Source organism: Cupriavidus sp. OTU4054 (genome assembly GCF_038440175.1).
GTDB classification, from domain to species: Bacteria; Pseudomonadota; Gammaproteobacteria; order Burkholderiales; family Burkholderiaceae; genus Cupriavidus; species Cupriavidus pauculus_D.
In genome coordinates this window covers 97,239-123,935 of sequence record NZ_JASATF010000022.1, presented here as the reverse complement: position 1 = coordinate 123,935, position 26,697 = coordinate 97,239, and the positions used below count along the sequence as shown (strand labels likewise).

Sequence of the window (26,697 nt, the reverse complement as noted above, 5' to 3'; positions counted from 1 at the left end):
TGAAGCATGCCCGCAAGACATTACACCTTGGAGAATTTAATGGGATTTCTGGCAGGTAAGCGGATCCTGATCACTGGCTTGCTGTCCAACCGCTCGATCGCCTACGGCATCGCGTCGGCCTGCAAGCGCGAAGGCGCCGAACTGGCCTTCACCTACGTCGGCGAACGTTTCAAGGACCGCATCAACGACTTCGCCAAGGAATTCGGCACGGACATGGTGTACGAATGCGACGTCGGCAGCGACGAGCAGATCGCCGCGCTGTTCTCCGATCTGGGGCAACGCTGGGAAAAATTCGACGGTCTGGTGCATTCGATCGGCTTCGCGCCGCGCGAGGCGATTGCCGGCGACTTCCTCGAGGGCCTGTCGCGTGAAGGCTTCCGCATTGCGCACGATATCTCGGCTTACAGTTTCCCTGCACTCGCGAAGGCCGCCCTGCCGCTGCTGTCGGACAAGGCATCGCTGGTCACGCTGACGTACCTCGGCTCCGAGCGCGTCGTGCAGAACTACAACACGATGGGCCTCGCCAAGGCATCGCTCGAGGCGAGCGTGCGTTACCTCGCCTCGTCGGTCGGCCCGCGCGGCATTCGCGCGAACGGCATCTCGGCCGGTCCGATCAAGACGCTCGCGGCGTCGGGCATCAAGGGCTTCGGCAAGCTGCTGGGTCACTTCGAGAACGTGGCCCCGCTGCGCCGCAACGTGACGATCGACGAAGTCGGCAATGTGGCGGCGTTCCTGCTGTCCGACCTGTCGAGCGGCGTGACCGGCGAGATCACGTATGTGGACGGCGGCTTCAATATCGTTGGCGCGAGCGTCGACGACGAGTAATGTCCGTGCCTTGACGTCCGTGCATTAGGACCTGCGCCCGATGGCCCCGCTCTTCGACGAGCGGGGCGCGCGGGTGCTGCACAAACGTTCCAGACCGGCCGGCGCGGGGCGCGGTAACATCGTCGTTCCGCCGCCCTCCCGACCGTCATGGACACCGCTACCCCCTCCCGCAACTGGATCGACCTCCGGCACGATGCTGCCTCGGGGATCGAGACGCTGCGCGCGCACTTCGAGGGGCACGCCTATGACCCGCACTGGCACGACTACTACATGGTCGGCTATACCGAGCAGGGCATCCAGCAGTTCCATTGCCGCAAGTCGCTGATCAGCAGCACGCCGGGCCAGGTGTTCATGCTCGAACCCGGCGAGGTGCATGACGGCCACGCGGTAGCGCCCGACGGGTTCACCTACTCCATTCTCTGCCTCGATCCGCACATGGTGGATACGCGCCTGCGCGCGCTGTTTCCCGACATGCCCGATCGTTTTCAGCCGAGCTTCGCCCATACGCTGATGCCCGATGCCGCGCTGGCGACGGCGGCGGCCGACGCCTTCCGGGCCACGCACGATCCCGAGCTCCGCATCGTCCGCGATGCCGCGCTCGATGCGCTGTTCGATCGGCTGACCGCGCATGTGCACTGGCGCAGGCGTATCGGGGAAGATCCGCGGCTGCCCGTGGTGGCGCAGCGCGCGCGGGAGTTCCTGCACGAGCATGCCGCCGAGGATATCGGGCTCGACGATCTGGTCCGCGCGACCGGCGTGGATCGCTATCGGCTGACACGCGCGTTCAAGGCCGCGTTCGGGCTTGCGCCTCATGCCTACCTCGTGCAGTTGCGGCTCTCGCATGCGCGGCGGCTCATGGCCACGGGCGCGACACCGGCGGATGCGGCCGCGGCGTCGGGCTTTGCCGATCAGAGCCACCTCGGCCGCTGGTTCCGGCGCACCTATTGCATGACGCCCGCGCACTACCGTGAGCGCTGCTCAAACGTTCCAGACGCCCCCTAGGCCGCGCCGCAATACTGGGCGCATGAATCCCGCCCTCCTCCCCTTTCTCCTGTTCGCCTTCGTGGCATCGATCACGCCCGGGCCGACCAATATCCTCGTGTTCTCCAACAGCGCGCGGCGCGGTGTGACCGCATCGGTGCCGATGATTCTCGGCGGCTGCGGCGGTGCCGCGCTGCTCGTGCTGGCCGTGGGGCTCGGCATTGGCCATACGCTGGCCGAGCATCCCGATCTGCAGCGGGCGATGGCGCTGGCCGGCGCGCTCTGGCTCACGCGCATGGCGTGGCAGCTGTTTCGCAGCGCGCCCACCGGCGTGGAAGTCAGCGGCGCGCCGGCCGCGCGGCCGCTTGGCTTCCTCGGCGCGGCGGGGCTGCAGCTCGTCAATCCGAAGACATGGGTGATGGGGATTGCCGTCGTCAGCCTGTTTGCCGGGCATGACGCCGACCAGACCCATGACGTCGCGCTGCTGTCGCTGGTGTTCTTCTGCGTGGCCATTCCCTGCATGTTCGTATGGGCCTGGCTCGGTGCCGCGGCCGCGCGGCTCTTGCGGTCGGCGGTCTGGGTGAAGCGGTTCGACCGGCTGATGGCGGTATTGCTGTTCGGCTCGGCCTGGTGGGGGTTTCTCGGTTAGCGGTTCGCTTCTGTTGCGGGGCAGCAAAATGTCCTTGCTGTCGTCCGCTTAAAGATGTATCGTAAATACACATTAAACGACGACGACCCAACGGAGCGCATCATGGAAGCCCATGACAACACCCCCCGCAGCCTGGACCTGCATCGTGAAACCCGCGGCCTCTCGGACCGTATCGCGCTTGGCATCACGCTGACGCTACGGTTCTTTGCGGATACGTTCTTCGCCAGGCGCTATGGCAACCGGGCCATCGTGCTGGAGACCGTGGCCGCGGTGCCCGGCATGGTCGGCGCGATGCTCGTGCACCTGAAGTGCCTGCGGTGGATGATCGACGACCATGACTGGATTCGCACGCTGCTGGACGAGGCCGAGAACGAACGGATGCACCTGATGACGTTTATCGAGATCGCCAGGCCCAGCTGGTTCGAGCGCGCGGTGATTCTGGTGGTGCAGGCGGTGTTCTTCGTGGCGTTCTTCGTGCTGTACCTGGTGTCGGCGCGCACCGCGCATCGGCTGGTGGGATACTTCGAGGAGCAGGCCGTCATCAGCTACACGCTGTACCTCGCGGAGATCGACGCGGGCCGCGTGGAGAACGTGCCGGCGCCCGATATCGCGATCGCTTACTGGAACCTCGCGCCGACGGCCCGGCTGCGGGATGTGGTGGTGGCGGTGCGGGAGGACGAGTGTGGGCACCGCGATGTGAATCATGGGTATGCGGATGCGTTGGCGCGGACCGCGGTGCATCAGGTTGGGTGATCGACTCACACCACGGCGTTCGCGCGTCCCTCCCAATAGCCAGCTCTCAACGCCTTCTTGTCGATCTTGCCGAGCGGGGTCAGCGGTAGCGATGTCGTGAATTCCACCGTCTTGGGGGCCATCACCGGCCCCTTTCGCGTTTTGACGAACGCGATGAGTTCCTCCGCCGTGGCCGCCGCGCCCGTGCGCAGGACCACGATGGCCTTGACCGCCTCCCCCCACTTCTCGTCGGGTACGCCGATCACGGCCGCGCTTGCGATCGAAGGGTGACCGGCTAGCGCGTTCTCCAGTTCCTGCGGGTAGATATTGAAGCCGCCGGAAATGATCATGTCCTTCTTGCGATCGACGATATGGAAGTACCCGTCGGCGTCCTGATAGGCCATGTCCCCCGTATGCAGCCAGCCGTCGCGCAGCAGTTCCCGCGTGGCCTCCGGCTTGTTCCAGTAGCCGCGAGTCACGTGCGGCGCGCGGACGCACAGTTCGCCGATGCCACCGTCGCGCGGCAGCGTGTTGCCCAGGTCATCGACGAGCCGCACCGACACGCACGGATACGGCTTGCCCGCGGCAGTCAGCTTGTCGCCGCGCGGATGCAGATGATCTTCCGCGGTCAGCGACAGGATGGTGCCCGGCACCTCGGTCTGCCCGTAGTTCTGGTGCAGGATCGGCCCGAACAGCGCGAGCGCCTGCGCGAGGCGGTGTTGCGAGATCGGCGCGGCCGTATAGACGATGCGCCGCAGGCTGCCGAGATTCACCGCCGCGATGCGCGGGTGGTCCATCAGCGCGTAGAGCATCGTCGGGACCAGAAACAGCGTGGTCGCATCGCCCGCGTGAATGGCATCGAGCGTGCGGTCCGCGTCGAAGCCGTCGTGGACGACGACCGTGCCGCCGCGGACCAGTACCGGAATGACGAGCGCGCCCGCGCCATGCGACAGCGGCGACGACACGAGCAGCCGCGTCGCGCTATCGAAACCCTGTTCGGCGATATGGAGCAGCGACGCAAACGCGAGCGCGCGGCTCTCGGTGATCACGCCCTTGGGCACGCCCGTGGTGCCGCCCGTGTAGATCAGGCGGATATTGTCGTCGGGCGCCTCGCACGCCTGCAGCGGCCGCGGTGTGTAGCCGGAAACTTCGCGCCAGAAATCGGCGATGCCGGGCACGGCATCGTGCGAGGCCAGCCGCAACGATTGTTGCGACGTCGGGCTCGCGTCCTTCACGAGCGCCTGACCGCGCGCGGTCCGTGCCACATCGACGACGAGCAGCACCGCGCCACTGTCCTCGAGCATATAGCGGTGATCGTCGAGACTGGCCGAGTAGTTCGGAATCACCGACACATAGCCGCCGATAAACGCGGCCGCCATGATCACGAACATCTCGTGGCGATTGCTCGTGAGCTGCATGATCGCATCGCCGCGCTTGAGGCCGATGGCCTCGAAATGCTGCAGCGTGCGGCTGATCTGCTCGGCCACGTGGGTATAGGTCACCGCCCGGCCGCGGCAGGCGAACGCAGTCCGCGGGCCGTGGCGCTCGAGCGCGTTGACGATCATGTCGCCGACACCGGCGGCCGAGTACAGCAGTGAATCGGAATTCGCCATCATTGCTCGCCAAGCTTCTTTTCGCGGATCAGCGCACCGAGCCGATCCGATTCCTTGTGCACGCGCGCGACAAAGTCTTCCGACGACGAGATCTCGATGTCGTAGCCTTCGGCGAGCAGTTGCTCCTTGAGCGCCGGGTTGGCCAGCGCGCGGCGGACCGCATTGCGCAACCGGTCGGCGGCCTCCTTCGGCAAGCCGGCCGGCGCGATCAGGCCCACCCATGACGAGGCCTCGAACCCGGGATAGGTCTCGGCCACGGTCGGCACGTTGGGCAGCAACGGCGATCGCCTGACGCCGCCGGTGGCCAGCGCGTGGAGGCGGCCGTCCTTGATATACGGCAGAAAGTAGCCGAGCGTGCCGGATGCCATGTCGTAGCGGCCGGAAAGCAGGTCCGGCAGAAACGACCCGCCACCGCCCTGATACGGGACGGGCAGCAGGTCCACACCAGCCAGATTGCCGAGCAGCAGCGGATACAGATGATTCGACGTGCCCTGCCCCGTGGACCCGAACGACACGGTGCCCGGCTTTGCCTTCGCCGCCTGCGTCAGCGCGGCCAGCGACGCGTAGGGCTTGCTCGTGACGAGCACGTGCGGCGCGGAGACGACGAGCGTGACATAGGTGAACGACTTGAACGTGTCGTACGGCAACGCGCGAAACATATGCTGGTTGACGGCCTGCGAATCGAACACGACGCCCAGCGTGCTGCCGTCGGGCTTTGCGCGCGCGACTTCGGCGGTGCCGAGCGTGCCGCCCGCGCCGGGCTTGTTGACCACCACATACGTTTCGCCCAGTTCCTGCGAGAGGCCGTTGGCGACGATGCGCGCGATGCGGTCGGTGGTGCCGCCGGCCGAGTACGGGACGATGACCTGCGTGGTCTTGCCGGACTGCGCGCGTGGGGCGCCGGGAAATGCGAGCGCACAGGCTGTGGCGCAGGCGGCGAGCAGCAGTGCGCGCCGGCCGCCTGTCATCGCTGGCATGGCGCCCGGTCGAGCGCGGGGCGTGGTTCGGGTCATCGTGTCTCCTCCTCTTGGGATAGTGCGCGGACGTCGTTGCGTCCGCTGTCGTCTGTTTGGCGGAACCGCTAGCGCGCGGGGCCGTCGTAGGCAATCGACCGGTCGGCGCGGTCGGCCATCAGAAAGCCGATGGGCCGGGCCGATTCTTCGTACAGATGGGCGAGCAAGCCGGCCGTACGGGCGAGGATCGGGATGCCTTTGAGCGCGCCAACCGGAAAGCCCGCCTGCAGCAGCACCGCCGGAATCGAGCCCGATGCGTTGATCGGCAGCTGGCGGCCATAGACCGACGGAATCAGCCGCTCCACCGCGAACAGCGCATCGAGGTACGGGCCGCGGACCTGCAGTTCCTCGGCCAGCGCGAGCAGGCGCGCGGTGCGCGGATCGCCGCCGGCATGAAGCGGATGCCCATAGCCGGGCACGGTCTGCCCCGCGGCCTTGCGCGCCGCGAGCGCGCGTTGCGCCACGGCGTCGAGCGTATCGCCCGATGCCGCGTGCGCGGTGACGATCTCGTGCAGGAAGCGTCCGCACAGCTCCGACGTTCCCATCACGACCGTGCCCGCGCCGAGGATGCCCGCCGCGACCGCACCCTGCAGCGCGGCGGGGTCGGCATCGTAGGTCATGCGCGCGGCGAGCACGGTCGGCGTGAGGCCATGCTCGGCGATGGCGACCAGGGTCGCGTTGACGAGGCGGCTCTGCGCGGCGGTGGGCGTGCTGCCCGTGAGCAGAAAGACATAGAAATCCGCGAAGCCGATCCTCCCGATGAGGTCGTCGCAGAGGTCCTTGCCCCGGATGGTGATGTGGTCCGCATCGGCCATGCAGATGGCGGTATGCGGGTCGTCTTGCCTGCCGATTCTCATGTCTCCTCCTGCGTTGTCTGCACGCTTTGTTTCGAGAAGATTCTAAGGAGACGCGCTAGATTGACAAAGTAGATTATTTGTATGCTAATCATCGACACCATCTATAGCCAATACGAGCCCGAACATGGAACTCAGGCATCTGCGATATTTCGTGGCGCTGGCGGAGCGGCTGAACTTCACCGCGGCCGCCCAGCAGGTTCACGTCACGCAGCCGACGCTGTCGCACCAGATCAAGCAGCTCGAGAACGAGCTCGACATGGTGCTGTTCGAGCGCACCGAGCGGCGCGTGAGCCTGACGGCGGCCGGCATGCTGTTTCTGCCGAAGGTCATCGAGGCGCTGAAAACGCTGGACAGCGGCACCGCGCTGCTCAAGGCGTCGGCCACGCTGTCGGGGCATCTGCGCATCGCCACGTCGCAGACGTTCAATCTGGCCATCGTGCCGCGCACGGTATTGCTGTTCCGGCAGCAGCACGAGAACGTGCGCGTGACCATCGAGGAACTGACGCTGGCCGATATGACGCGCGCGCTGCGGGGGAACGAGATGGACCTCGCCATCGCCTACCAGCCGACCGATGCGCACGACATGGTGTTCGAGCCGCTATGCGACGAAGAGCTCGTGCTGTTTCTGCCGGGCGACCATGCGCTCGCGCGGCGCAAGCGCGTGCGCATGATCGAGCTGCATGGGCGCGACATGGTGATGCTGTCCGCGCGCTACAAGACGCGGCAGATCATCGACGATGCGCTGGCTTCCGCCGGCACGGTACCGAACGTGATCATCGAGTCCGGCACGATTCCGTCGCTGCTGAACCTCGTGCGCGAGACCGGCGCGCCGACGATCCTCTCGCGCTATGCGCTGACGCCGGACTCTCCGCTGAAGGCCATCCCGCTCGAGAGTCCGCGTCCGACGCGCACGACGGGCCTGATCTATAGCAGCCGCCGCGCGCGCGCGCCGCTGGAGACCGCGTTCGGCGCGCTGCTGCGCAAGGTGGCCTTGAGCTATATCCCCACGTGACCGCCGTTGCCGGACGCCCGGCGCCGGGTCTTCCCATCGGTGGTGGCGTTTTTGTCGCGATGACGTACCGGTTTCCGATGTGCGCCGCTTAGTGACGGTTTTGTAATAGTTCGGTCAGTCAGAGGAAAGTGCCGCGGGCCAATACTGGATTCAACTCTTCATCACTCACCGATGAGAGTCCAGATAGCCAAATAGCCCCTCCTCTACCAGCGAGAACAACATGACTGACCTGAACCGACGCAAGGTAATGATCGGTGCTGCCACCACCGCCTTCGCCGCCGCTGCCGCCTCCGCCCATGCAGCCTCCTTCGGCAACCCCGACCGGCCGCCCGAAGGCGCCATCAACGCGGTCAATCGCAATGGCCTGACGGATCCCGGTCCGGGCAACCCCGCGCTGCAGGAACAGTTCCCCTCGTTCCAGAACGCGCCGGCGACCGACGTCAACGGCATGCCGTTGTTCTGGGCCTCGTTCAACAATGCGCACAAGCGCATCCAGAACGGCGGCTGGGCACGCGAGGTCACGCAGGAAGACTTCGCAATCTCCAAAGACATCTCGGGCGTGAACATGCGCCTGTCCGCGGGCGGCATTCGCGAGATGCACTGGCACCAGCAAGCCGAGTGGGCGATCATGCTCGACGGCAAGTGCCGCATCACGACGCTCGACGAGGAAGGCCGTCCGTCCGTGCAGGACGTGAAGGCCGGCGACCTCTGGTACTTCCCGCCGGGCCTGCCGCACTCGCTGCAGGGCGCGGGCACCACGGGCGCCGAGTTCCTGATCGCGTTCGACAACGGCATGGCATCGGAATTCAATACGCTGCTGCTGACCGACTGGATCGCGCATACGCCGCCCGAAGTGCTGGCCGCGAACTTCGGCGTGCCCGCGGACGCGTTCAAGAACATCCCCGTCGATAACCTCTGGATCTTCCAGGGCAAGGAGCCCGGTCCGCTGGCCGCCGCGCAGCGCGCGTCGGCATCGAAGAAGGGCCCGCCCGCGCTGCCCGTGGTGTTCTCGCTCTCCGATTCCGCACCCGTGAAGAAGACGCGTGGCGGCCAGGTGCAGATTGCCGACAGCCGCAACTTCAAGATCTCGCAGAACGTTGCCGCCGCGCTCGTCACGGTGAAGCCGGGCGGCCTGCGTGAACTGCACTGGCATCCGAATGCCGACGAATGGCAGTACTACATCAAGGGCAAGGGTCGCATGACGGTGTTCGACACCGGCCCCAAGGCGATGACGGCGGACTTCAACGCGGGCGATATCGGCTACGTGAAGAAAGGCCTCGGCCACTACGTGCAGAACGTCGGCAATACGGACCTGATCATGGTCGAGGTCTTCAAGGCCGATCACTTCGCCGAGGTGGGCCTGTCCGACTGGCTCGCGCACACCCCGCCGGAGATGGTCATGCAGACGCTGAACATCGATGCCGCCACGCTCGCGCAATTCCCGAGCGACCGGCCCGACATCATGCCGGAATAAGCCGGCGCGGCACCCGGGCGGCCGCGGCCGCCCGCTGCATTGCAAGACAACACCACAGGACAACAAGCAATAACAGGCGCCACACATGACAGGGGGAACATGCCGTGCGACCGATGACAACGTCCAGTACCACTCTTTCGCTGACCGACCGGACGTCGCGCTCGATGCGCGCGGCGCTCGAGGGGCGCCGCAACGGCCTGCGCGCGTTCCTGCCGTTCGTCGGCCCGGCGTTGGTCGCCTCGGTCGGCTATATGGATCCCGGCAACTTCGCCACCAATATCGAGGCAGGCTCGCGCTATGGCTACGAGCTGCTGTGGGTGGTGCTGCTGTCGAGCCTGATCGCGATGTTCTTCCAGGCGCTGTCGGCGCAGGTGGGCATCGTGACGGGCAGCAATCTCGCGGAGCTCTGCCGTGAACACTTCCCGCGGCCGGTATCGCTCGCGATGTGGGTCGCGTCGGAGATCGCGGCGATCGCCACCGATCTTGCCGAGTTTCTCGGCGGCGCGCTCGCGCTATCGCTGCTGTGCCATCTGCCGATGCTCGCGGCGATGGGCATCGTCGCCGTGGTCACCTTCGCGCTGCTGTCGCTCGAGTCCCGCGGCTTTCGGCCGCTGGAGATCGCCATCGCGCTGCTCGTGACCGTGATCGGCGGCACGTACGTATGCGAACTGCTGATCGCCCCGCCCGACTGGTCTGCCGTGGCCGTGCATGCCATCGTCCCGCATCTGCGCGACAAGGATGCGCTGATGCTCGCGGTCGGTATCGTCGGCGCGACGATCATGCCCCATACGCTGTACCTCCACTCCGGTCTTACCCAGCACCGCGCGGTCACGGCGAACGTGCACGAGCGGCGACGGCTGATCGGCTTCTCGAACCGCGAGGTCGTGCTCGCGCTGGGCGCGGCGGCGCTCGTCAATATGGCGATGGTCGTCATGTCGGCTACCGTCTTCCACAAGAGCGCGCCGGCCATCGACGACATCGGCGTGGCCTATCACACGCTGATTCCGATCCTCGGCGGCGGTGCCGCGGTGATTTTCCTGATCGGGCTGCTGGCCTCGGGTGTATCGAGTTCCGTGGTCGGCACGATGGCCGGCCAGATCATCATGCAGGGCTTCGTGCGCGTGCGCATTCCGATGTGGGTGCGGCGCGTGGTGACGATCGCCCCGGCATTCGCGATCGTCGCGCTGGGCTGCAACGTCACGAACGCGATGATCGCGAGCCAGGTGGTACTGAGCATGGCCCTGCCGTTGCCGATGATCGCGCTGCTCGTGCTCGGCGCGCGCCGCCGCGTGATGGGCGAGTTCGCGATGAAGCGCCGGGTGCTGGTGGCGGCGTCGGCCGCGGCGGTGCTGATCGTCGCGCTGAACGGCCTGCTGATCTGGCAGGCGGTGATGTGATGGCCGCCGCTGGCGTCTGCCTGTACGCTACGCCCGCGCGGGCGGCGGCGCGCACGACTCGCGCACGATCACGTGCGTGGTCAGCCGGATCTCCCGGCGCGCGCGGGGATCGATCGTGGCGGAGGCCGCGGTATCGGCTGCCTCGGTCGCCGTAGCTGCCGCCCCGCTGCCGCCGATCGCTCCCATCAGCACCTCGGCCGCGGCGGTGCCCACGGCTTCCAGATCCCAGCTCACCGCCGTGATCGCGGGCGAGTACAGCTGCGGCAGATCGCCATCGCCCACGCAGATCAGGCTGACATCGTGCGGGACACGCAGGCCGGTCTGCTTCATGGCCTGCAGCACGCCGGACAGAATGCGCGTGCCGAGGCAGACAAACGCCGTGGGACGATCCGGGGCCGACAGCAACGCCAGCGCATCGCTGAACGAGAAGTCCATGGCCGAGCGGCTCGACCGCACGAGCGTGTCATCGACCGCGACGCCGCGACCCGCGAGCGCGTGCCGATAGCCGTTGATGCGCTCGCGGCCGGGACGCAGCGCGCCGTCGGAGGTCATCAGCGCGATGCGCGTATGGCCAAGGTCGAGCAGATACTGCGTGGCGTCGCGGGCCCCGCCGAAGTGGTCCACATGGACGCCGGCACCTTCGTCGCCGAAGTCGCGGTCGAGCGCCACCACGGGCAGGTCGCGCGCAAGCTGCCGCAAATGGTCCGGACGCTCGACCTCGCACGGGCCGAGGATCAGGCCATCCACGCGACGGCGGCGAAACAGCTCCACCATCATGTCCTCGCGCGCATTGCTGTTGTGCGTGTTACCGACGACCATCGCATACCCTTCGCGCTGCAGACGCATCTCCACGGCGGTGATGATGCGCGCATAGAGCGGGTTGGCGAGGTCGGATACCAGCAGGCCCACGACCCCCGACGTCCCCGTGCGCAGGCTTTGCGCGATGGGATCGGGCGCGTAAGCCAGTTCCCTGGCCGCGCGCTCGACGGCCTGCAGCGCCGCTTCGCTCACGGGACCGCTGCGATTGAGCGCGCGCGAGGCGGTGCCCAGCGATACGCCGGCCGCGCGCGCCACGTCACGGATCGTGACGCGGGGGGACACGACGGGCCGCGTTGCAGCCTTGGCGATGGCCTTGTCAGCGGGCTTGTCCGAATCGGGCGGTCGCGTGCGGCGCATGAACGAGTGAGCGTGGTGGGCAGTGGTGCGTGGGATTATCGCCGATCGGGTCGGGCACCGATCAGTAGACCGCGCGGCCGCCGCTGATATCGAACACCGCGCCCGTGCTGAAGCTGCACTGCGCGGAGCACAGCCACGCGGCCATCTCCGCGACTTCCTCCACGCGCACGAAGCGTTTCATCGGCACGCGCGCAAGCAGGCGTTCGCGCAACGGCTCGCGCTCTTCCTCGCGATACATGCCGAAGATCTCGGTATCGGCCGCACTCGGCGTGATGCAGTTGACCAGCACGCCGTGCTCCGCGAGTTCCTTGCCGAGGCTCTTGGTCAGCGAGATCAGCGCCGCCTTCGAGGCCGCGTAGGCACCCGCGAACGCGTTGCCGTCCTTGCCGGCGACCGAGGCCATATTGACCACGCGTCCCCAGCCGGCCGCCACCATCGACGGCACGACCACCTGCGCGCACGTCAGCGCGCCGAACACGTTGACGTCGAACGCGCGCTTCCAGTCGTCGAGCGAAGCCTCGAGCGTGGGGCCGCTGCGCGCAAGGATCGCGGCATTGTTGACGAGCGCGGTCGGCGTGCCGAGTCCCGCCACCGATTGCGCGAACGCCTGCTCCACCTGCGCGCGGGCGGTGATATCGACGGCGACCGCATGAACGCGCGCGCCCCGTTCGCGCAATGCCGCCGCGGCGGCATCGAGCGCCGCGGCATCGCGGTCCCATAGCGCTACCGCGCTGCCCTCGGCCGCCAGCCGCTGGCCGATCGCAAGGCCGATGCCGCGCGCGGCGCCCGTGATCACGGCAACGCGGGAGGCCGGCGGGTCGATGGCGAGCGTGCTCATACGTTCACCGCCGGTGCCGGGACCGCGATCCGCCGGATCGGGTCCGTGCCGTCCCATGCCTGCGCGGCGGCGGCGATCGTGGCGAAATACTCGCCCTTGCCGCCCGCCATCTCCGAGATCTCGACGATATTGCCGGGCAGGTCCGGATGCAGGTAGTACGCGAAACGGCCGCGCATGCCCATGCGGCCGCCGTGCCCCTCGACATAGCCCCGCGCGCACAGCCATTCGGCATACACGTCGAACCGGTCGCCGGTCCAGTAGGCGATGTGCTGCATGCCCTCGCCCCCGCGTGCCAGCGAGTCCAGATACAACGACGGCGCGTCGTTGCGCTGCTGGATCAGTTCGATCTGCACCCCGCCGGAGTTGGCCAGCGCGATGGACAGGTCCGGCAGTGCCGATGGCTTGCCGTAGTAGCGGAACTCGGTGGTGCCCACCGCTTCCTTGTAGAACCACGGGCCGACGCCGAGGACTTCGCTCCAGTGGCGCATGGCGCGTTCGATGTCGTGGACGACGTAGCCGATCTGGCGCACGCCGCCGAACTGCTGGCTCATGCCGGTCTCCCTGTTCTCTGCAATATTTGTGGAAACGTTTCCAATCTCAGAGTGTAGAGCAGCAGCGGCGGTTCAAGCATATAGCGTTAACCATGATTGCCGTTGCTGACGCCTCGATCGAAACTTTATGGAAACGTTTCCACACGTTTGCGAAATCAAGAACGCCCGCGCAGCGACCGACGACGGGCGACGACTCATGGAGACCCCGCATGAAGACCACGCTCGCCGCCGCCCTGCTGCTGGCGATATCCACCGCGTCGATCGCGGCGCCCGATAACGCCGCCGACTATCCCGACCGCCCGATCCGCATGCTGCTGCCGTTCTCGGCCGGCGGCGGCGGCGACATCCTCGGGCGCCTGCTGGCCGAGCGGCTGTCCGCGCGGCTGCGGCAGCCCGTCGTGGTCGAGAACAAGCCTGGCGCGGCGGGCACCATCGGCACCCACGCGGTGGCCACGGCCGCGGCCGATGGCTACACGATCATGATCGGCGGCATGTCGACGCATCAGCTTGCGCCGGCGACTTATGCAAAGCTCCCCTACGATCCCCTGCGCGATTTCCAGAGCCTGGGCGCGATCGGCAGTTCCTCGATCGTGATGGTGGCGTCGAACAGCTATCCCGCGAACAACCTCGCGGAGACGATCGCGATGGCGCGCAGGCAGATGGCGCAGGGCCAGGCCGCGCCGATCCAGTATGCAAGCTGGGGCGCGGGCTCCACCGGCCACTTCTGCGGCGAAGTGCTGCGCCAGAAGACGGGCATCGCCATGCAGCATGTGCCGTACAAGGGCACGTCGCAGATCATCACCGACATCCTTGGCAACCATATTGCCGTGGGCTTCGTCGATATGGTCACCGCCACGCCTTTCGTGAAGGAAGGCAAGGTCAAGGCCCTGGCCGTCTGCACGCGCCGTTCGCCGAGCCTGCCCCAGGTGCCGAGCTACAAGGAACAGGGCGTGGACTTCGACCGCGAGCTCAACTGGGCCGCGTATGTGCCGGCCAAGACGCCGAAGCCGATCGTCGACAAGCTGTCCGCGGCGCTGGAGGGCACGCTCAAGGAGCCCGAGGTCGTGAACAAGCTGCTGTCGCTCGGCATCTCCGCGCGCTACCTCTCCGGCGCCGAGCAGCAGGCCATCAACGCGCGCGATATCCCGATATGGAAGGAGATCGCCCGGCAGGCCAATATCAGCCTCGACTGAAACCTGTCCGCACCCTCGACACCCTCTACACAAGTCACCACAGGAATCCTCATGACGACCACACTCGACGCCGCACGCATCCAGACCGTGCGCGATCATATGGCGCTCGAATGCGTGCACGACTGGGACGCGGTCATCGGCACGTTCGCGCATCCGCGCTACGAGATGCACGGCACCGGCGCGATCTTCGACGGCGAAGCGGAGGTACGCGGCTACTTCGATGCCTCGCGCGAGCCCTTTCCCGACCTGAAGAACGAGATCATCGCGATTGCCGCGGCCGACGAAACCGTGCTCGTGGAGTTCTGGCTGCAGGGCACCCATCTTGGACCGCTGCGCGCCAATGGCAAGGTCTTCGCGCCGACCGGCCGCACGTTCCGCGTGCGCATGGCGGCGACTTTCGAGTTCGCGCCGGGCTCCGACAAGATCGTCTGCGAACGTCCATACTCGGCGCCCGACGCCAAGCTGCGCGCGCTCGGCTTGCTCTAATCCCGGGAGACCCATCATGGCACTGCCCAAGTCCTTTACGCATCAGGAACGCCTGCTCTCGGTCAATATCGGAGACGCCACGCCGTTCCCCGGCTCCGAGGCCGGCTCGACCATCATCCCGCTGTTTCTCGATCGCGAGAACGGCGTCTGGGTGCTCTACGGCAAGTTCGATCCCGGCACCACGCTGCCGCCCCACTTCCACACGGGAACCGTGCATTTCTTCACGACGCGCGGCGAATGGAACTACGTCGAGTATCCCGACGACCGGCAGACCGCCGGGAGTTATCTCTACGAACCGGGCGGCTCGATCCATACGTTCTCGGTACCGGCCGACGCGAAGGAGCCCGCGGAGGGCTTTATGGTCGTGTACGGCGCGAACGTCATCTTCAAAGATGGCGAGTTCCAGGGCGTGCGCGACGCGGGCGCGATCGAAGACGGCATTCTCAATGCGGCCAGGGCGATGGGATTGCCGGTGCCGCGTTATATCCGGCCGGGGAGCGGCGCGAAATTCTCGCGCGACTGAGCGTACAGCACTGGGCGGATCAGGAGAAGCCCACCACCGCGTGCGGAACGTAGGGCGCCTCGAGTTGCGCGAGCTCTTCGTTCGTCAGCGTCAGTTCCAGCGCGGCCACGGCGTCTTCGAGGTGGCCCGGCTTCGACGCGCCGACGATCGGGGCCGAGATCCCGCTTTTGGACAGCACCCAGGCGAGCGCCACCTGCGCGGGCGGCACGCCGCGTGCGCGGGCCACCTGTGCGACCGCTTCCACGACCTTGCGGTCCGCATCGGCGGTGTGGGCGTAGAGGTTCTTGCCGAACTCGTCGGTCTCGGTACGGCTCGTCTTCTCGTCCCACGGGCGCGTGAGGCGGCCGCGCGCGAGCGGGCTCCATGGAATCACGCCAATGCCTTCCGCCTGGCACAGCGGCAGCATTTCGCGCTCTTCCTCGCGATAGAGCAGGTTCACGTAGTTCTGCATGGTGGAGAAGCGCGTCCAGCCATTGGCCTTCGACGTATGCAGCATCGTCGCGAACTGCCACGCGAACATCGACGATGCGCCGATATAGCGGACCTTGCCGGCCTTGACGAGGTCGTGCAGCGCTTCGAGCGTTTCCTCGATCGGCACCGAATAATCGAAGCGATGGATCTGGTACAGGTCGATGTAGTCGACGCCGAGCCGCCGCAGCGAGTTGTCGGCCTCCTGCAGGATCGCCTTGCGGCTCAGCCCGGCGCCATTCGGGCCCTTGTGCATGCGGCCGTTGACCTTGGTCGCGATGACCACTTCCTCGCGGCGCGTGAAGTCTTTGAGCGCACGTCCGACGATCTCTTCCGACGTGCCATCCGAGTACACATTGGCCGTGTCGAAGAAGTTGATGCCGGCTTCCACCGCCTGCCGGATCAGCGGGCGGCTCTGTTCTTCATCCAGCGTCCACGGGTGCGCGCCGCGCTCGGGCACGCCATAGGTCATGCAGCCGAGGCATACGGCGGAAACGTCGAGCCCGGTCCTGCCAAGCTTCCGGTATTTCATTACGCTCTCCAGACAGTCGAAATGTGTTCGATGGCATTCGCCCCGTGCATTTGGGCAACGTGGCGGCCATCGACATCATATTTCGTTCTATCTGGAAAGATCATGCGGCGATCGTGAAAACGTCATGCGGCTGCGCTGGAAGATCGGGCGCTCTCCACGACCCGCTCGAACTGGTTCACGAGCGCTTCCACGGGCGTATAGCCGGCCGCCACCTGATATAGGTTCTGCCCGGCGCGCAGGGCGACGACGGGAAAGCTGTTGACGCCCCACTGCCGTACCGTGCGGAAATCCTGCGCGGTCTCGGCCATCACGGCGTCGCTTCGCCATGCCGCGAGGAACGCCTCGGCCGTCACATCGTGCCCTTGCGCGGTCAGCGCCGCGACCGCGGCCTCGGCCAGCACCGCGCCGTCCGTCGTATCCCGTCCCTCGACGTAGAACGCCCGCTGGAGCGCGCGGAAGACGGCCAGCAGATCGGCGTCGGGCACAAGGCCACGCGCCGCCACCACCGCGCGGCAGATCGGCTCGGTATCGTAGACGAAGCCCTCGCGCGCGAGGAATGCCTCGCGGTTGAACGGCAGGCCGCTGGCCTGTTCCACGCGCGCCCAGTGCTGCAGACGAAAGCGCTTGCCCGCGTCGTCGAGCAAGTCGGTGGCGCCCGCGCGGATGCCGCCGACGAGTATGCGCAGCGGCAGGCCGGGATACCGCTCGCCCAGCTTGGCCTGCAGGGCCGTCATCTCCTTGCCGAATCCGTAGCACCACGAGCACATCGGGTCGCCGATATAGATCAGTTCGAGTTCCTGCGTCATGACGTGTCCTTCGATCATTTGTTGCGCGGGTCGTCGTCGGCATGGACGTAGTCGATGCCGAGCGGACCGGTACCCGTGACCTGCGTCACGTAGCCGCCGGAGCGCGCCCAGTGGAAATGCGGCGTGCCGCCCGGCAGCACGATCACGCTGCCCGGGGGATAGGCCACGAGCTTCTGCGGATCGAACTCGCCGCCGAGGCCGATATAGAACACGCCCGAGATCACGGTATAGATGCGGTCTTCCGGATGCACGTGCGGCATCAGCTTCACGCCCGCCGGCACGCTCACGCGCACGACGTAGGGTCCCAGCCGCGCGGGGTCGCCGACGAGGACCGAGAGTTGCGCGCCCTTCGGAAATGCCGGGAAAGCCGACCACTTGATGTCTTCCTGACGGATGGCGCCGTTCTCCTTCGGCGACAGCCCCGCCGCGTGGCCCGGCGCGGGCAATGCGCCCGCCAGGCCCGCCATCATGCCCATCCATACGCCTGCCTGCCTCGCTATGCCATTCATGATCGATACCTCTCGGTTGCATGTGGCTCGAACTATAGGGAGCAGCGCCGCGCGGATAAACGGCCGCAGGAGAACATGAATTGATACGCGGCGGAACAAATGGCCGCAGTTCCGACATGCAGAAGAGGTTTCACGTGTTCGGCCGCAGCGGCGCGTTCCTGCACGGCGCGCGATCAGTCGATGGCCATCGCCTGATGCGGCCCGAAGAACTCGGTGATGCACCGCTCGGGCGGCACGCCGAGTTCCCGCAATGACTGGACCACGGTCGTCATGAACGGTGCCGGACCCACGATATAGACATCCACGTCGCGATCGGCCGGCAGGGACGCACCCAGCAGGTCGCGAGACACGCGCCCCGGCGGCAGGCCGCCCGGCACCGACGGATCGTGGTCGTAGAAGAACGCGAATGTCACCCGCGGATACTCGGCAGCCAGCTGCTCCACGCGCATGCGGAACGCCTGCACCGCCGGACTGCGCGCGAAATGCAGGTAGCGGATATCGCGCGTCCCCTGCGCCGCCGCGGCTTCGAGCATCGCCATCAGCGGCGTCTGACCGACGCCACCGCCGATCAGCACCAGCGGCCGCGTCGTTTCCGCAAGCTGGAACACGCCCGCGGGCGCCGTGAGCTCGACGATATCGCCCGCCTTCACGTGGTCGTGCAGGAAGCCCGACACCACGCCACCGGGGTCGCGCTTGACGCTGATGCGATAGCGCGTGCCATCCGAAACCGCCGAGAGCGAATAGTTTCTGCGCAGCGGCGCGCCATCCACGATCACCTGTATCGCGATGTACTGCCCCGGCGCATTGACCATGACCGGCCCGCCGTCCTCCGGTACCAGATGGAACGACACGATCTCTTCCGACTCGACGACGCGCTCCGCCACGCGAAACCGCCGAAAGCCACGCCAGCCGCCTTCGGTCGCGGCCTGCGTACCGTACATATCGTGCTCGGCGGCGATCAGCATGTCGGCCAGCTGGCCATACGCCGCGCCCCATGCCTCGATGACGACGGGCGTGGCCACATCGGGACCCAGCACTTCCCGGATCGAACGCAGCAGGTACTCGCCCACGACCGGATAGTGTTCGGGCTGCACCTGCAGCGAGACATGCTTGTTGACGACGCGCCCTGCCAGCTCCCCGAGCGCGTCGAGCTCGTCGATATGCTTCGCATACATCAGCACGCCGCCCGCCAGCGCGCGCGCCTGCGCGCCGGTGGCCTGGTGCGCGCTGTTGAACATGCCGCGCAGATCGGCGCGTTCGGTCAGCAGCAGGTCATAGAAGTGCGAGGTCAGCGCCTCCCCTCCCGCTTCGAGCAGCGGGACCGTCGATTTGACGATGTGCTGGTGTTCGGTCGATAGCATGCCGAGCTTCCCTTCTTCGCGTGATTGGCGTACTCAGCGTAGGCGGCGAACGCGGGCTTCGCAACGCCGCGCGCCCAGCCGTCGGTTAAGCCCCGTGAAAAGATGCAAACCGGGCTCGCGGCCGATGTGCCGCTGCGCTATCGTTTCAGCAGCTAGTGACGTATCGAAAGCGTGCGTTCTTGAAATCGCGCGCGGATGCACGACAGGCTCGGCGTGAGGGTGGACGCATGATGGGCCACATCAGCGGGCACGAGCCCGCCAGCCGCAGCCCCCGGAGCGAACGATGAGCCAAGAGAAGCCACGCATTGCCCCTTACACGCATGCCGCCGCAGGCTGGGGCGCCATCAAGTACGTTGCGCTCAGTCTGCTCCGCGAACGGGTCAACGGGCTCAACTACCGCGCGCTCTTCTATCAGAACCAGCCCCACGGCTTCGACTGTCCCGGCTGCGCATGGCCCGATCGCGAGCATGCGTCCACGTTCGAGTTCTGCGAGAACGGCGTCAAGGCCGTCGCGGCGGAGACCACGAGCAAGCGCGTCACGCGCGAATTCCTCGCGGCCAATACCGTCGAGGCGCTGATGAAGCAGTCGGACTTCGAACTGGAGCAGCACGGCAGGCTGTCCGAGCCGATGGCCTACGATCCGATGACGGACACCTACCGCCCGATTGCGTGGCAGGCGGCCTTCGATCTGATTGCGGCGCACCTGCGCGCGCTCCCCTCCCCCGACGAGGCGGCGTTCTACACGTCCGGCCGCGCGAGCAACGAGGCGGCGTTCCTCTATCAATTGTTCGCGCGCGCCTATGGCACCAACAATTTCCCCGATTGTTCCAACATGTGCCACGAAGCGACCAGCCGCGGACTGCCGTTCTCGGTCGGCGTCGGCAAGGGCACGGTCACGCTGCGCGACTTCGAAAGCGCGGACACGCTGCTGCTGTTCGGCCAGAACCCGGCCACGAACCATCCGCGCATGCTGGGCGAGCTGCGCGAATGCGCGAAGCGCGGCGCCACGCTCGTGTCGATCAATCCGCTGCGCGAGCGCGGGCTCGAGCGCTTTACGAACCCGCAGAGCCCGGTGGAGATGCTGACGCTGTCCAGCACCAATATCTGCTCCGTCTTCGTCCAGCCGAAGCTCGGCGGCGACTTCGCACTGATCAAGGGCGTGGCCAAGCGCGTGCTGGAACTCGACGACGAAGCCGTCGCGGCGAATGCCGAGCGCGTGCTGGATGTCGAATTCATTGCGACGCATACCCACGGTTTCGAATCGTTTGCCGACGACCTGCGCAGGGAAACGTGGGAAACCATCGAGACCGAGTCCGGCGTGGCGCGCGAGGACATCGAGGGCCTGGCGCTCATCTACGCGCGCGGCAAGCGCGTGATCTGCACCTGGGGCATGGGCCTGACACAGCACAAGCATTCGGTGCAGACCATCCAGCTGCTGTCGAACCTGATGATGATGCGCGGCAATATCGGCCGCGAAGGCGCGGGACTATGCCCCATTCGTGGGCATTCGAACGTGCAGGGCAACCGCACGGTCGGCATCGAGGAGAAGCCGACGCAGGCCTTTCTGGACCGGCTGGGCAGCGTGTTCGACTTCGAGCCGCCGCGCGAGCACGGCTATGACGTGGTCGAGAGCATCGAAGCGATGCGCGAAGGCAAGGTCAAGGTATTCATCGCGCTCGGCGGCAACTTCGCGATGGCCACGCCCGATTCGGAGATCACGTGGGATGCCCTCCGATCGTGCGACCTGACCGTGCATATCGCGACCAAGCTCAACCGCAGCCACCTGATCCACGGCAAGGCGGCCCTGATCCTGCCCACGCTCGGCCGCACGGAGATCGACATGCAGAACGGCGTCGCGCAGGGCGTGACGGTCGAGGATTCGGTGGCGATGGTGCATATCTCGTACGGCATGAAGCAGCCAGCGACGCCGATGCTGATGTCGGAGACCGCGATCGTGGCCAATATGGCCAGCGCGACGCTTGGCGAAGACAAGATTCCATGGCGCTGGTACGCGCAGGACTACAGCCGCATTCGCGACAAGATCGAGGCGGTGGTCGATGGCTTCGAGCAGTACAACGAGCGCGTCGCCCATCCGGGTGGGTTCCATATGCGCGTGGCGGCGCGCGAGCGGGAATGGGATACCGCGTCGGGCAAGGCCGAGTTCCTCGTCAACCCGCTGGTGGTCGATACGCCGATCCGCCGCGCGCAGGCCCGCTTTGGTGAACGCGTGATGGTGCTGATGACCACGCGCTCCCACGACCAGTACAACACCACGATCTATGCGCTCGACGACCGCTACCGTGGCGTCTTCGGCCAGCGCCGAGTCGTGTTCATCCACCGTGACGACCTGGCCATGCTCGGCCTGCGGGCCGGAGAATGGGTCGATATCACGACGGTATGGGATGACGACGTGGAACGGCGCGCGCCTGGCTTCCTGCTGGTGGAGTACAACATTCCACGCGGCTGCATTGGCGCCTACTATCCAGAGACGAATCCGCTGGTCCCGCTCGACAGCGTCGCCGACGTCTGCAATACGCCCACGTCGAAGTCCATCCCGGTACTGCTGCACCGGACAGCGGCGCCGGCCCTGCCCGCGGCGTCCTGAACCTTCATGCTTTTTCGTACGGATTCCCACCTCGCGCCAAACGGGCCATCGCCCGGGCGGTGCATCCACCCAAACCGGCAGGAGTCACAAATGAAAACTTTCATCACGCTGGCGGCGGTCGCCGCCCTCACCGCGGGTGCCGCGGGCACCGCCCTCGCGGGCACGCCCCACGACCGCTACAACCGCTCCGACAGCAGCACGGGCGGCTCGGATCCGCAGCGCATCAGCAACCGGGACGGCTACACGCCCGACGCCAATCGCGCGGGCGACAAGTTCGACCCGTACACGCAGGGCGCACGGTCGAGCACCGGCAGCGCGCTCGTCGATGACAAGTCGAAGGCGGCCAAGAAGCAAAAGCCCCAGAAGAAGCAGATGACCAAGCCGATGACGCAGTAACGGCGGCAGCCGACAGCAGCGATGCTGCCGTCGGCCGGCGATGGGACTAGCGGGCCAGGCCGTCCGCCAGCGCCTTCAGGCCATCCTCGTAGATCTTCTGGAAGATCGCGGTGGCCTCCTGGTCGCTCACGCCGTTTGGCGTGAATTCTCCCGACCACTCCACGCGCGACGATTTGCCACCGTCGATGGGAATCACGCGCAATGTCGACAGGTAGTCGGTCACGGGGAACGGCGCCTTCAGGATCGCGTAGCTGTAGCTGCGCTGGTTCTGGTCGAACGCCATCAGCCGTTCGACGATCGCCTCGCCGTTCGGATTGGCGAGGTGGCGCACGCGGCCGCCCTCCGACAGCTCGCTCTTCGGGATATACGGAAGCCAGTCGGGCAGCGAATCGAATCCGCCGATCAGGTTCCAGACGGTATCGGGCGCGACGGCGACCTCGATGCTCGTGGATGCTGTTGCCATGTCATCTCTCCTGTTGCGGGCCCATCAGCGATCGATCGGCAGCGGCGCCTCGGGCGACACCAGCCCCTGCGCGCGCAGATCGCGCCAGAATTCGGCGGGAATGGATGCCTTCAGCGCCGCATGGTCCTCCGCGATGCGCTCGGGCTTGCTCGCGCCGGGAATCACCGCCACCGACGCCGGATGCGCGAGCGAGAACTGCAGCGCGGCCGCCTTGATGGGCACCTTGTGCTTGTCCGCAAGCGCGCGAATGCGCTCGACCTTTGCCAGGATCTCGGGCGGCGCCTTCTGGTATTCGAAATGGGTGCCGCCCGCGAGGACGCCCGAGCTATAGGGTCCGCCGACCACGACCTCGACGTGCTTCTTCTCGCAGAGCGGCATCAGGCGCTGCAACGCCGAGGCATGATCGAGCAGCGAATAGCGCCCGGCCACGAGCAGCGCCGTCGGGCAGTGCTCGTCGAGATCGACGGCCAGCTCGCAGGGTTCGACGCGATTGACGCCGAGGCCCCAGGCCTTGATCACGCCCTGCTCCTGCAGCCGGCTGAGCGCGCGGAACGCACCCGTGCGTGCCGTCTCGAACTGCTGCAGCCAGGCATCGCCATGGAAATCCTTGGCGATATCGTGGATCCACACATAGTCGAGCCGATCGACACCCATGCGTTTCAGGCTGTCCTCGATGGACTGCATGGCGCCGCGCTCGGTGTAGTCGTAGACGATCTTGTTGGGTCGCCCATGTTCGAACAGGCCGCCCTTCTCGCCGAACTCGCGCTTGCCGGTCTCGATCTCGTCGAGGATCAGCCGGCCCACCTTGGTGCTCAGCACGTAATCGTCCCGCTTGTGCTTCGACAGCACCTTGCCGAGGCGAATCTCCGATAGCCCCGCGCCATAGAACGGTGCCGAATCGAAATAGCGTGTGCCCAGATCCCATGCCGCATCGACGGTCGCCTCGGCCTCGGCGTCCGGAATCTGGCGGAACATGTTGCCGAGCGGCGCGGCGCCGAAGCCTAGCGGACCATTGGGAAGCGTGTCGCGGATGCTCATTTCACTCTCCAGGGAATTGACTGCAATGACTGCGCGTCCGGCGCCCCATCGGCACCGGGCCGATTCCAATGTGACACGCGCCCCCTGCCATGGCCCGTTAATGCTGGTGAACACCTGTGAACGGCGGCGATCCGGCCAGCCGGCTTTACTGAAATTAACCCAGCTTAACCACGTCTTCCGGCGACTGCGTTTACAACAAAGCCTGTGGGGAGGAACGTTCTGTCTCTTGCCTTTCACTTACCTCCGGGCCAGTCGTACAGGAATAATCAATGAGCGAAACTTATTCGTTTGGGCCCTTCCAGCTCTATACGCAGTCGCGCGTCCTCGAACGTGGGGGCGCGGTGATCGCAATGGGCAGCCGCGCCTTCGACATACTCGTGGCCATGGTCCAGCGGCCGGGCGAAGTGGTGTCGCACCGCGAGCTCATGGCCCTCGCGTGGCCGGAACTGGTCGTCGAGGAATCCAACGTCCGCGTGCAGATGGCCAAGCTGCGGCGCATCCTCGGCTGCGGGCAGAACGGCATGCAGTACATCGCGAGCATTTCCGGACGCGGCTACTGCTTCGTCGCTCCCCTGCAAAATCTGCCGGCCGCCTCCGACGATCGCGCGGAAGTCCCGCGTCGCCCGCATGACGGCTGGCGGCCCGCGCCGGCACCGCTGAGCCCGCCCATCGGCCGATGCGAGCATCTGGTCGAACTGTCGCGCGCACTGTATGGCGCACGCGCGGTGACCATCGTCGGTCCCGGCGGTGCCGGCAAGACCACGCTGGCCACGCTGCTCTGCCATACGCTGCGCGAATTGTCCGGTGCCGTCTGCTTCGTGGACCTCGGGGCCATCGATATCGCGCGTGCGAATGACGAGCGTGTGGGCGGCGCGCTCGCCACGGCGTTCGGCCTCGACACCGGCGACAGCGAATGCGAAGGACCCGGCCGGCGCCTGGACGAAGCGCTCGTCGGCGAGGTACTGAAAACGATTGCATCGCGCCGGACGCTGCTCGTGCTGGACAATTGCGAACACGTCGTGCACGAGGTGGCGCGCCTGGTCGAGCGGCTTTTGTCCAGCGCGCCGAACCTGCAGGTGCTGGCCACGAGCCGCGAGCCGCTACGCGTGCGCGGCGAGCGCCTCTATCCGATACCGCCCCTGGGCATGCCGCCGATGGCTGGCGCGCTCACGGCGGACCAGGCCATGGTGTTTCCGTCGATCCAGCTGTTCATGGACCGTGCCACGGCAGGCGGTTACGACGCGCCGCTCGAGGACGAACACGCGCCGACCGTCGCGACGATCTGCCGCCGGCTCGATGGCAATCCGCTCGCGATCGAACTCGTGGCGAGCCGCGTCGCGCTCTATGGCATCGACGGCGTGGCCGAACTGCTCGGCAACCAGCTTGCGCTGTCATGGCGCGGGCGCCGCGACGCGCCCGCGCGGCAGGGCACCGTCGAGGCGACGCTCGACTGGAGCTGCAATCTGCTGCCCGCGCGCGATCGCAGGGTGCTGCGCTGCCTGGCGGCCTTTCCGAGCGAGTTCACGATCGACGCGGCCGTGGCCGCCGCGGCGCCGGAATTCGGCACCACCGCGGTCACCCAGTCCATTGCGGATTTGATCGAGAAATCGCTGATCGCGGTGCATGCGATCGATGGCAGCACCACGCTGCGACTGCTCGACACCACGCGGCTATACGCGGCGACCCGTCTGTAACCGGAACGCGCGCGTCACGGTAATTCACAACGTTTAACCCATGCGGCCCGCCGTACTCCCCTAGGCTGAAGAAAGTGATCGCGGCGGCAATCTGCGCAGCGTAATCCCGAACATGAAGGCCGGACATGAACGAGGGGTCCCCATGACCGCCAAGCCTTGCAACGGATCGCCCGTACTGGGACTTTCCGCTTTCGCCGCATCCGCCCTCGGCACGTCCGCGCTCGCCACCGCAACACTGGCGCCCGCGGTGTCGCCACGGCAGGCGTGCCGACGCGGCCGCGCGCCGCGCCGGCCACGCCTGCTGCGCCCCGTGGTGATCGAGGGACTCGAACTGCTCAATCGCGTCGTCATCGCGCCGATGCGGCAGTACGCGGCGAACGACGGCTGCATGAGCGACTGGCACCTGATCCATCTGGGCCGGCTCGCGCTATCGGGCGCGGCGTTGCTCTCGATCGAGCACACGGCGGTGCTGCCCGAGGGCCGATCGACGCATGCGGACCTCGGCCTGTGGAACAGCATGACCGAGGCCGCGATGGGTCTCACGATCGAGAGCCTGCGCCGATGGTCGGACATGCCGATCGGCATCCTGCTGAGCCACGCGGGGCGCCGGGCATCGACCGATGTCCCCGGAAATCTCGGCGCCCACGCGCAGATCGCGCCGACGGAAGCGCTCGGCTGGCAGACCGTGGCACCGTCGGCACTGGCCTACGAGCCCGGCCAGGTCCTCCCGGAAGCGCTCGACCATCAGGACCTGCGCGTCATTCGCGAAGCGTTCGTGGCCGCCGCGCGCCGCGCCGTGAGCGTGGGCGTGGACACCGTGTTCATCGATGCCGCCGGCGGCCACCTGCTGCATCAGTTCCTTTCCCCTCTCTCCAATTGCCGCAACGACCTGTACGGCGGCACGCTCCAGAACCGGCTCCGGTTTCCGCTCGAGGTCTTCTCCGCGGTACGCGAGGCGGTGCCCGCCGGGCGCCCCCTCGCCTGCCGCATTCCCGCGCAGGACTGGATGAGCCAGGGGTGGGATCTCGAGCAGGCCTCGGTGTTCGTGCGCTGCCTCGCGGCGCAGGGCTGCGACGTGTTCTACGTCAGCGCGGGCGGCCTGCTCGCGTCGGAAGACGCGCCGTACGGCACGGGCTATCTGGTGCCCCTCGCCCGCGCGCTGAAGCAGGAGACCGGTCTGCCCGTCATCGCCACCGGCGCGATCACGGGTTTCGCACAGGCCGAGGCGATCATCGGGACCGGCGATGCCGATCTCGTCGCCATCGACCAGGCGATTCTCGACGATCCCTATTGGCCACGCCATGCGGGCATCGAACTCTGCGGCCGCCCGCAGCCCGCGCATCCGTGGGCGCGCGGGCAAGGCGGAAGCGCGCAGTGGGCAGACGAGTAGTAAAGGAGAAGAGCAGGCGCCCGCGACGCCCATCGTCAGACGCTGCCGTAGCAGCGTTCTCCTATACTCCTGGGATACACGCACCACCCTGCGTGGCGTTGACAGACCCTCCACT

General features: G+C 66.7%; 26 protein-coding genes. 14 read left to right on the top strand and 12 right to left on the bottom strand.

From position 1 onward, the window contains the following. The first annotated feature begins 39 nt into the window (after positions 1 to 39). The 4 genes from fabI to AAHB16_RS23630 all read left to right on the top strand — a co-directional run bounded on the left by fabI (position 40) and on the right by AAHB16_RS23630 (position 3,208). Positions 40 to 825 (top strand): enoyl-ACP reductase FabI, encoded by a 786-nt coding sequence (gene fabI / locus AAHB16_RS23645; RefSeq protein WP_150371289.1) that lies wholly within the window; start codon positions 40 to 42, stop codon positions 823 to 825. Between the two features lie 147 nt (positions 826 to 972). Then, positions 973 to 1,827, top strand: coding sequence for an AraC family transcriptional regulator (locus AAHB16_RS23640; RefSeq protein WP_150371288.1), 855 nt, complete (start codon positions 973 to 975; stop codon positions 1,825 to 1,827). Positions 1,828 to 1,849: 22 nt separating this feature from the next. Then, positions 1,850 to 2,455: a LysE family translocator gene (locus tag AAHB16_RS23635; protein WP_150371287.1), complete on the top strand. Its 606-nt coding sequence runs from the start codon at positions 1,850 to 1,852 to the stop codon at positions 2,453 to 2,455. 102 nt (positions 2,456 to 2,557) lie between these two features. Then, positions 2,558 to 3,208: an alternative oxidase gene (locus tag AAHB16_RS23630; RefSeq protein ID WP_342052129.1), complete on the top strand. Its 651-nt coding sequence runs from the start codon at positions 2,558 to 2,560 to the stop codon at positions 3,206 to 3,208. Positions 3,209 to 3,213: 5 nt separating this feature from the next. Here AAHB16_RS23630 and AAHB16_RS23625 read toward each other — a convergent pair whose 3' ends face one another. From AAHB16_RS23625 to AAHB16_RS23615, 3 genes are all read right to left on the bottom strand, one after another. After that, positions 3,214 to 4,803, bottom strand: coding sequence for an AMP-binding protein (locus tag AAHB16_RS23625; protein ID WP_342052128.1), 1,590 nt, complete (start codon positions 4,801 to 4,803; stop codon positions 3,214 to 3,216). Continuing rightward, the gene (locus AAHB16_RS23620; protein WP_342052127.1) at positions 4,800 to 5,777 is read right to left on the bottom strand and encodes a Bug family tripartite tricarboxylate transporter substrate binding protein; all 978 of its coding nucleotides are present in this window, start codon (positions 5,775 to 5,777) and stop codon (positions 4,800 to 4,802) included. Before AAHB16_RS23620 ends, AAHB16_RS23625 begins: the two co-directional genes overlap by 4 nt. Positions 5,778 to 5,881: 104 nt before the next feature. Then, complete coding sequence (locus AAHB16_RS23615) at positions 5,882 to 6,670, bottom strand: citryl-CoA lyase (protein WP_342052126.1); 789 nt, start codon at positions 6,668 to 6,670, stop codon at positions 5,882 to 5,884. Between the two features lie 124 nt (positions 6,671 to 6,794). Between AAHB16_RS23615 and AAHB16_RS23610 the strand changes: the two genes are divergently transcribed. From AAHB16_RS23610 to AAHB16_RS23600, 3 genes are all read left to right on the top strand, one after another. Next, positions 6,795 to 7,682 (top strand): LysR family transcriptional regulator, encoded by an 888-nt coding sequence (locus tag AAHB16_RS23610; RefSeq protein ID WP_150371282.1) that lies wholly within the window; start codon positions 6,795 to 6,797, stop codon positions 7,680 to 7,682. A 220-nt stretch (positions 7,683 to 7,902) separates the two neighbouring features. Then, complete coding sequence (locus AAHB16_RS23605; RefSeq protein WP_150371281.1) at positions 7,903 to 9,156, top strand: oxalate decarboxylase family bicupin; 1,254 nt, start codon at positions 7,903 to 7,905, stop codon at positions 9,154 to 9,156. Between the two features lie 113 nt (positions 9,157 to 9,269). Further along, a complete protein-coding gene (locus AAHB16_RS23600) occupies positions 9,270 to 10,553 on the top strand; it encodes an Nramp family divalent metal transporter (protein WP_342052125.1) in 1,284 nt (427 codons plus the stop codon). Positions 10,554 to 10,580: 27 nt separating this feature from the next. Here AAHB16_RS23600 and AAHB16_RS23595 read toward each other — a convergent pair whose 3' ends face one another. The 3 genes from AAHB16_RS23595 to AAHB16_RS23585 form a co-directional block, all read right to left on the bottom strand. After that, positions 10,581 to 11,729, bottom strand: a complete 1,149-nt coding sequence (locus tag AAHB16_RS23595) for a LacI family DNA-binding transcriptional regulator (protein WP_342052124.1) — start codon at positions 11,727 to 11,729, stop codon at positions 10,581 to 10,583. 61 nt (positions 11,730 to 11,790) lie between these two features. Then, positions 11,791 to 12,567 carry an SDR family NAD(P)-dependent oxidoreductase gene (locus AAHB16_RS23590; protein WP_342052123.1) on the bottom strand — a complete coding sequence of 259 codons (777 nt, stop codon included), beginning with the start codon at positions 12,565 to 12,567 and terminating at the stop codon, positions 11,791 to 11,793. Continuing rightward, the gene (locus tag AAHB16_RS23585; RefSeq protein ID WP_150371277.1) at positions 12,564 to 13,118 is read right to left on the bottom strand and encodes a VOC family protein; all 555 of its coding nucleotides are present in this window, start codon (positions 13,116 to 13,118) and stop codon (positions 12,564 to 12,566) included. Before AAHB16_RS23585 ends, AAHB16_RS23590 begins: the two co-directional genes overlap by 4 nt. A gap of 209 nt (positions 13,119 to 13,327) precedes the next feature. On the opposite strand from AAHB16_RS23585, the gene AAHB16_RS23580 reads away from it, so the two are divergent. Genes AAHB16_RS23580 through AAHB16_RS23570 form a run of 3 tightly spaced genes read left to right on the top strand, consistent with a single transcriptional unit; the run spans position 13,328 to position 15,320 of the window. Then, the gene (locus AAHB16_RS23580) at positions 13,328 to 14,311 is read left to right on the top strand and encodes a Bug family tripartite tricarboxylate transporter substrate binding protein (protein WP_150371276.1); all 984 of its coding nucleotides are present in this window, start codon (positions 13,328 to 13,330) and stop codon (positions 14,309 to 14,311) included. Positions 14,312 to 14,362: 51 nt separating this feature from the next. Continuing rightward, a complete protein-coding gene (locus AAHB16_RS23575; protein WP_150371275.1) occupies positions 14,363 to 14,797 on the top strand; it encodes an ester cyclase in 435 nt (144 codons plus the stop codon). Positions 14,798 to 14,813: 16 nt separating this feature from the next. After that, positions 14,814 to 15,320: a 2,4'-dihydroxyacetophenone dioxygenase family protein gene (locus AAHB16_RS23570; RefSeq protein WP_150371274.1), complete on the top strand. Its 507-nt coding sequence runs from the start codon at positions 14,814 to 14,816 to the stop codon at positions 15,318 to 15,320. Between the two features lie 19 nt (positions 15,321 to 15,339). Here AAHB16_RS23570 and AAHB16_RS23565 read toward each other — a convergent pair whose 3' ends face one another. From AAHB16_RS23565 to hmpA, 4 genes are all read right to left on the bottom strand, one after another. Continuing rightward, positions 15,340 to 16,320, bottom strand: a complete 981-nt coding sequence (locus AAHB16_RS23565; RefSeq protein ID WP_150371273.1) for an aldo/keto reductase — start codon at positions 16,318 to 16,320, stop codon at positions 15,340 to 15,342. A gap of 122 nt (positions 16,321 to 16,442) precedes the next feature. After that, positions 16,443 to 17,126, bottom strand: a complete 684-nt coding sequence (locus AAHB16_RS23560) for a DsbA family protein (protein ID WP_342052122.1) — start codon at positions 17,124 to 17,126, stop codon at positions 16,443 to 16,445. 14 nt (positions 17,127 to 17,140) lie between these two features. Next, positions 17,141 to 17,635, bottom strand: coding sequence for a cupin domain-containing protein (locus tag AAHB16_RS23555; protein ID WP_342052121.1), 495 nt, complete (start codon positions 17,633 to 17,635; stop codon positions 17,141 to 17,143). Positions 17,636 to 17,808: 173 nt separating this feature from the next. Further along, the gene (gene hmpA, locus AAHB16_RS23550) at positions 17,809 to 18,996 is read right to left on the bottom strand and encodes an NO-inducible flavohemoprotein (RefSeq protein WP_150371271.1); all 1,188 of its coding nucleotides are present in this window, start codon (positions 18,994 to 18,996) and stop codon (positions 17,809 to 17,811) included. Between the two features lie 283 nt (positions 18,997 to 19,279). Between hmpA and AAHB16_RS23545 the strand changes: the two genes are divergently transcribed. Both AAHB16_RS23545 and AAHB16_RS23540 read left to right on the top strand, forming a co-directional pair. Next, positions 19,280 to 21,601 carry an FdhF/YdeP family oxidoreductase gene (locus AAHB16_RS23545; RefSeq protein WP_150371270.1) on the top strand — a complete coding sequence of 774 codons (2,322 nt, stop codon included), beginning with the start codon at positions 19,280 to 19,282 and terminating at the stop codon, positions 21,599 to 21,601. A 90-nt stretch (positions 21,602 to 21,691) separates the two neighbouring features. Then, entirely contained in the window at positions 21,692 to 21,997 is a 306-nt protein-coding gene (locus AAHB16_RS23540) for a hypothetical protein (protein WP_150371269.1), read from the top strand. A gap of 46 nt (positions 21,998 to 22,043) precedes the next feature. Here AAHB16_RS23540 and AAHB16_RS23535 read toward each other — a convergent pair whose 3' ends face one another. Both AAHB16_RS23535 and AAHB16_RS23530 read right to left on the bottom strand, forming a co-directional pair. Then, a complete protein-coding gene (locus AAHB16_RS23535; protein WP_150371268.1) occupies positions 22,044 to 22,460 on the bottom strand; it encodes an SRPBCC family protein in 417 nt (138 codons plus the stop codon). 24 nt (positions 22,461 to 22,484) lie between these two features. Next, positions 22,485 to 23,498, bottom strand: coding sequence for an aldo/keto reductase (locus AAHB16_RS23530; protein ID WP_342052120.1), 1,014 nt, complete (start codon positions 23,496 to 23,498; stop codon positions 22,485 to 22,487). 269 nt (positions 23,499 to 23,767) lie between these two features. Between AAHB16_RS23530 and AAHB16_RS23525 the strand changes: the two genes are divergently transcribed. Further along, entirely contained in the window at positions 23,768 to 25,192 is a 1,425-nt protein-coding gene (locus tag AAHB16_RS23525) for an ATP-binding protein (protein ID WP_342052119.1), read from the top strand. Positions 25,193 to 25,334: 142 nt separating this feature from the next. Beyond that, positions 25,335 to 26,582, top strand: coding sequence for an oxidoreductase (locus tag AAHB16_RS23520; RefSeq protein WP_342052118.1), 1,248 nt, complete (start codon positions 25,335 to 25,337; stop codon positions 26,580 to 26,582). Positions 26,583 to 26,697 lie beyond the last annotated feature (115 nt).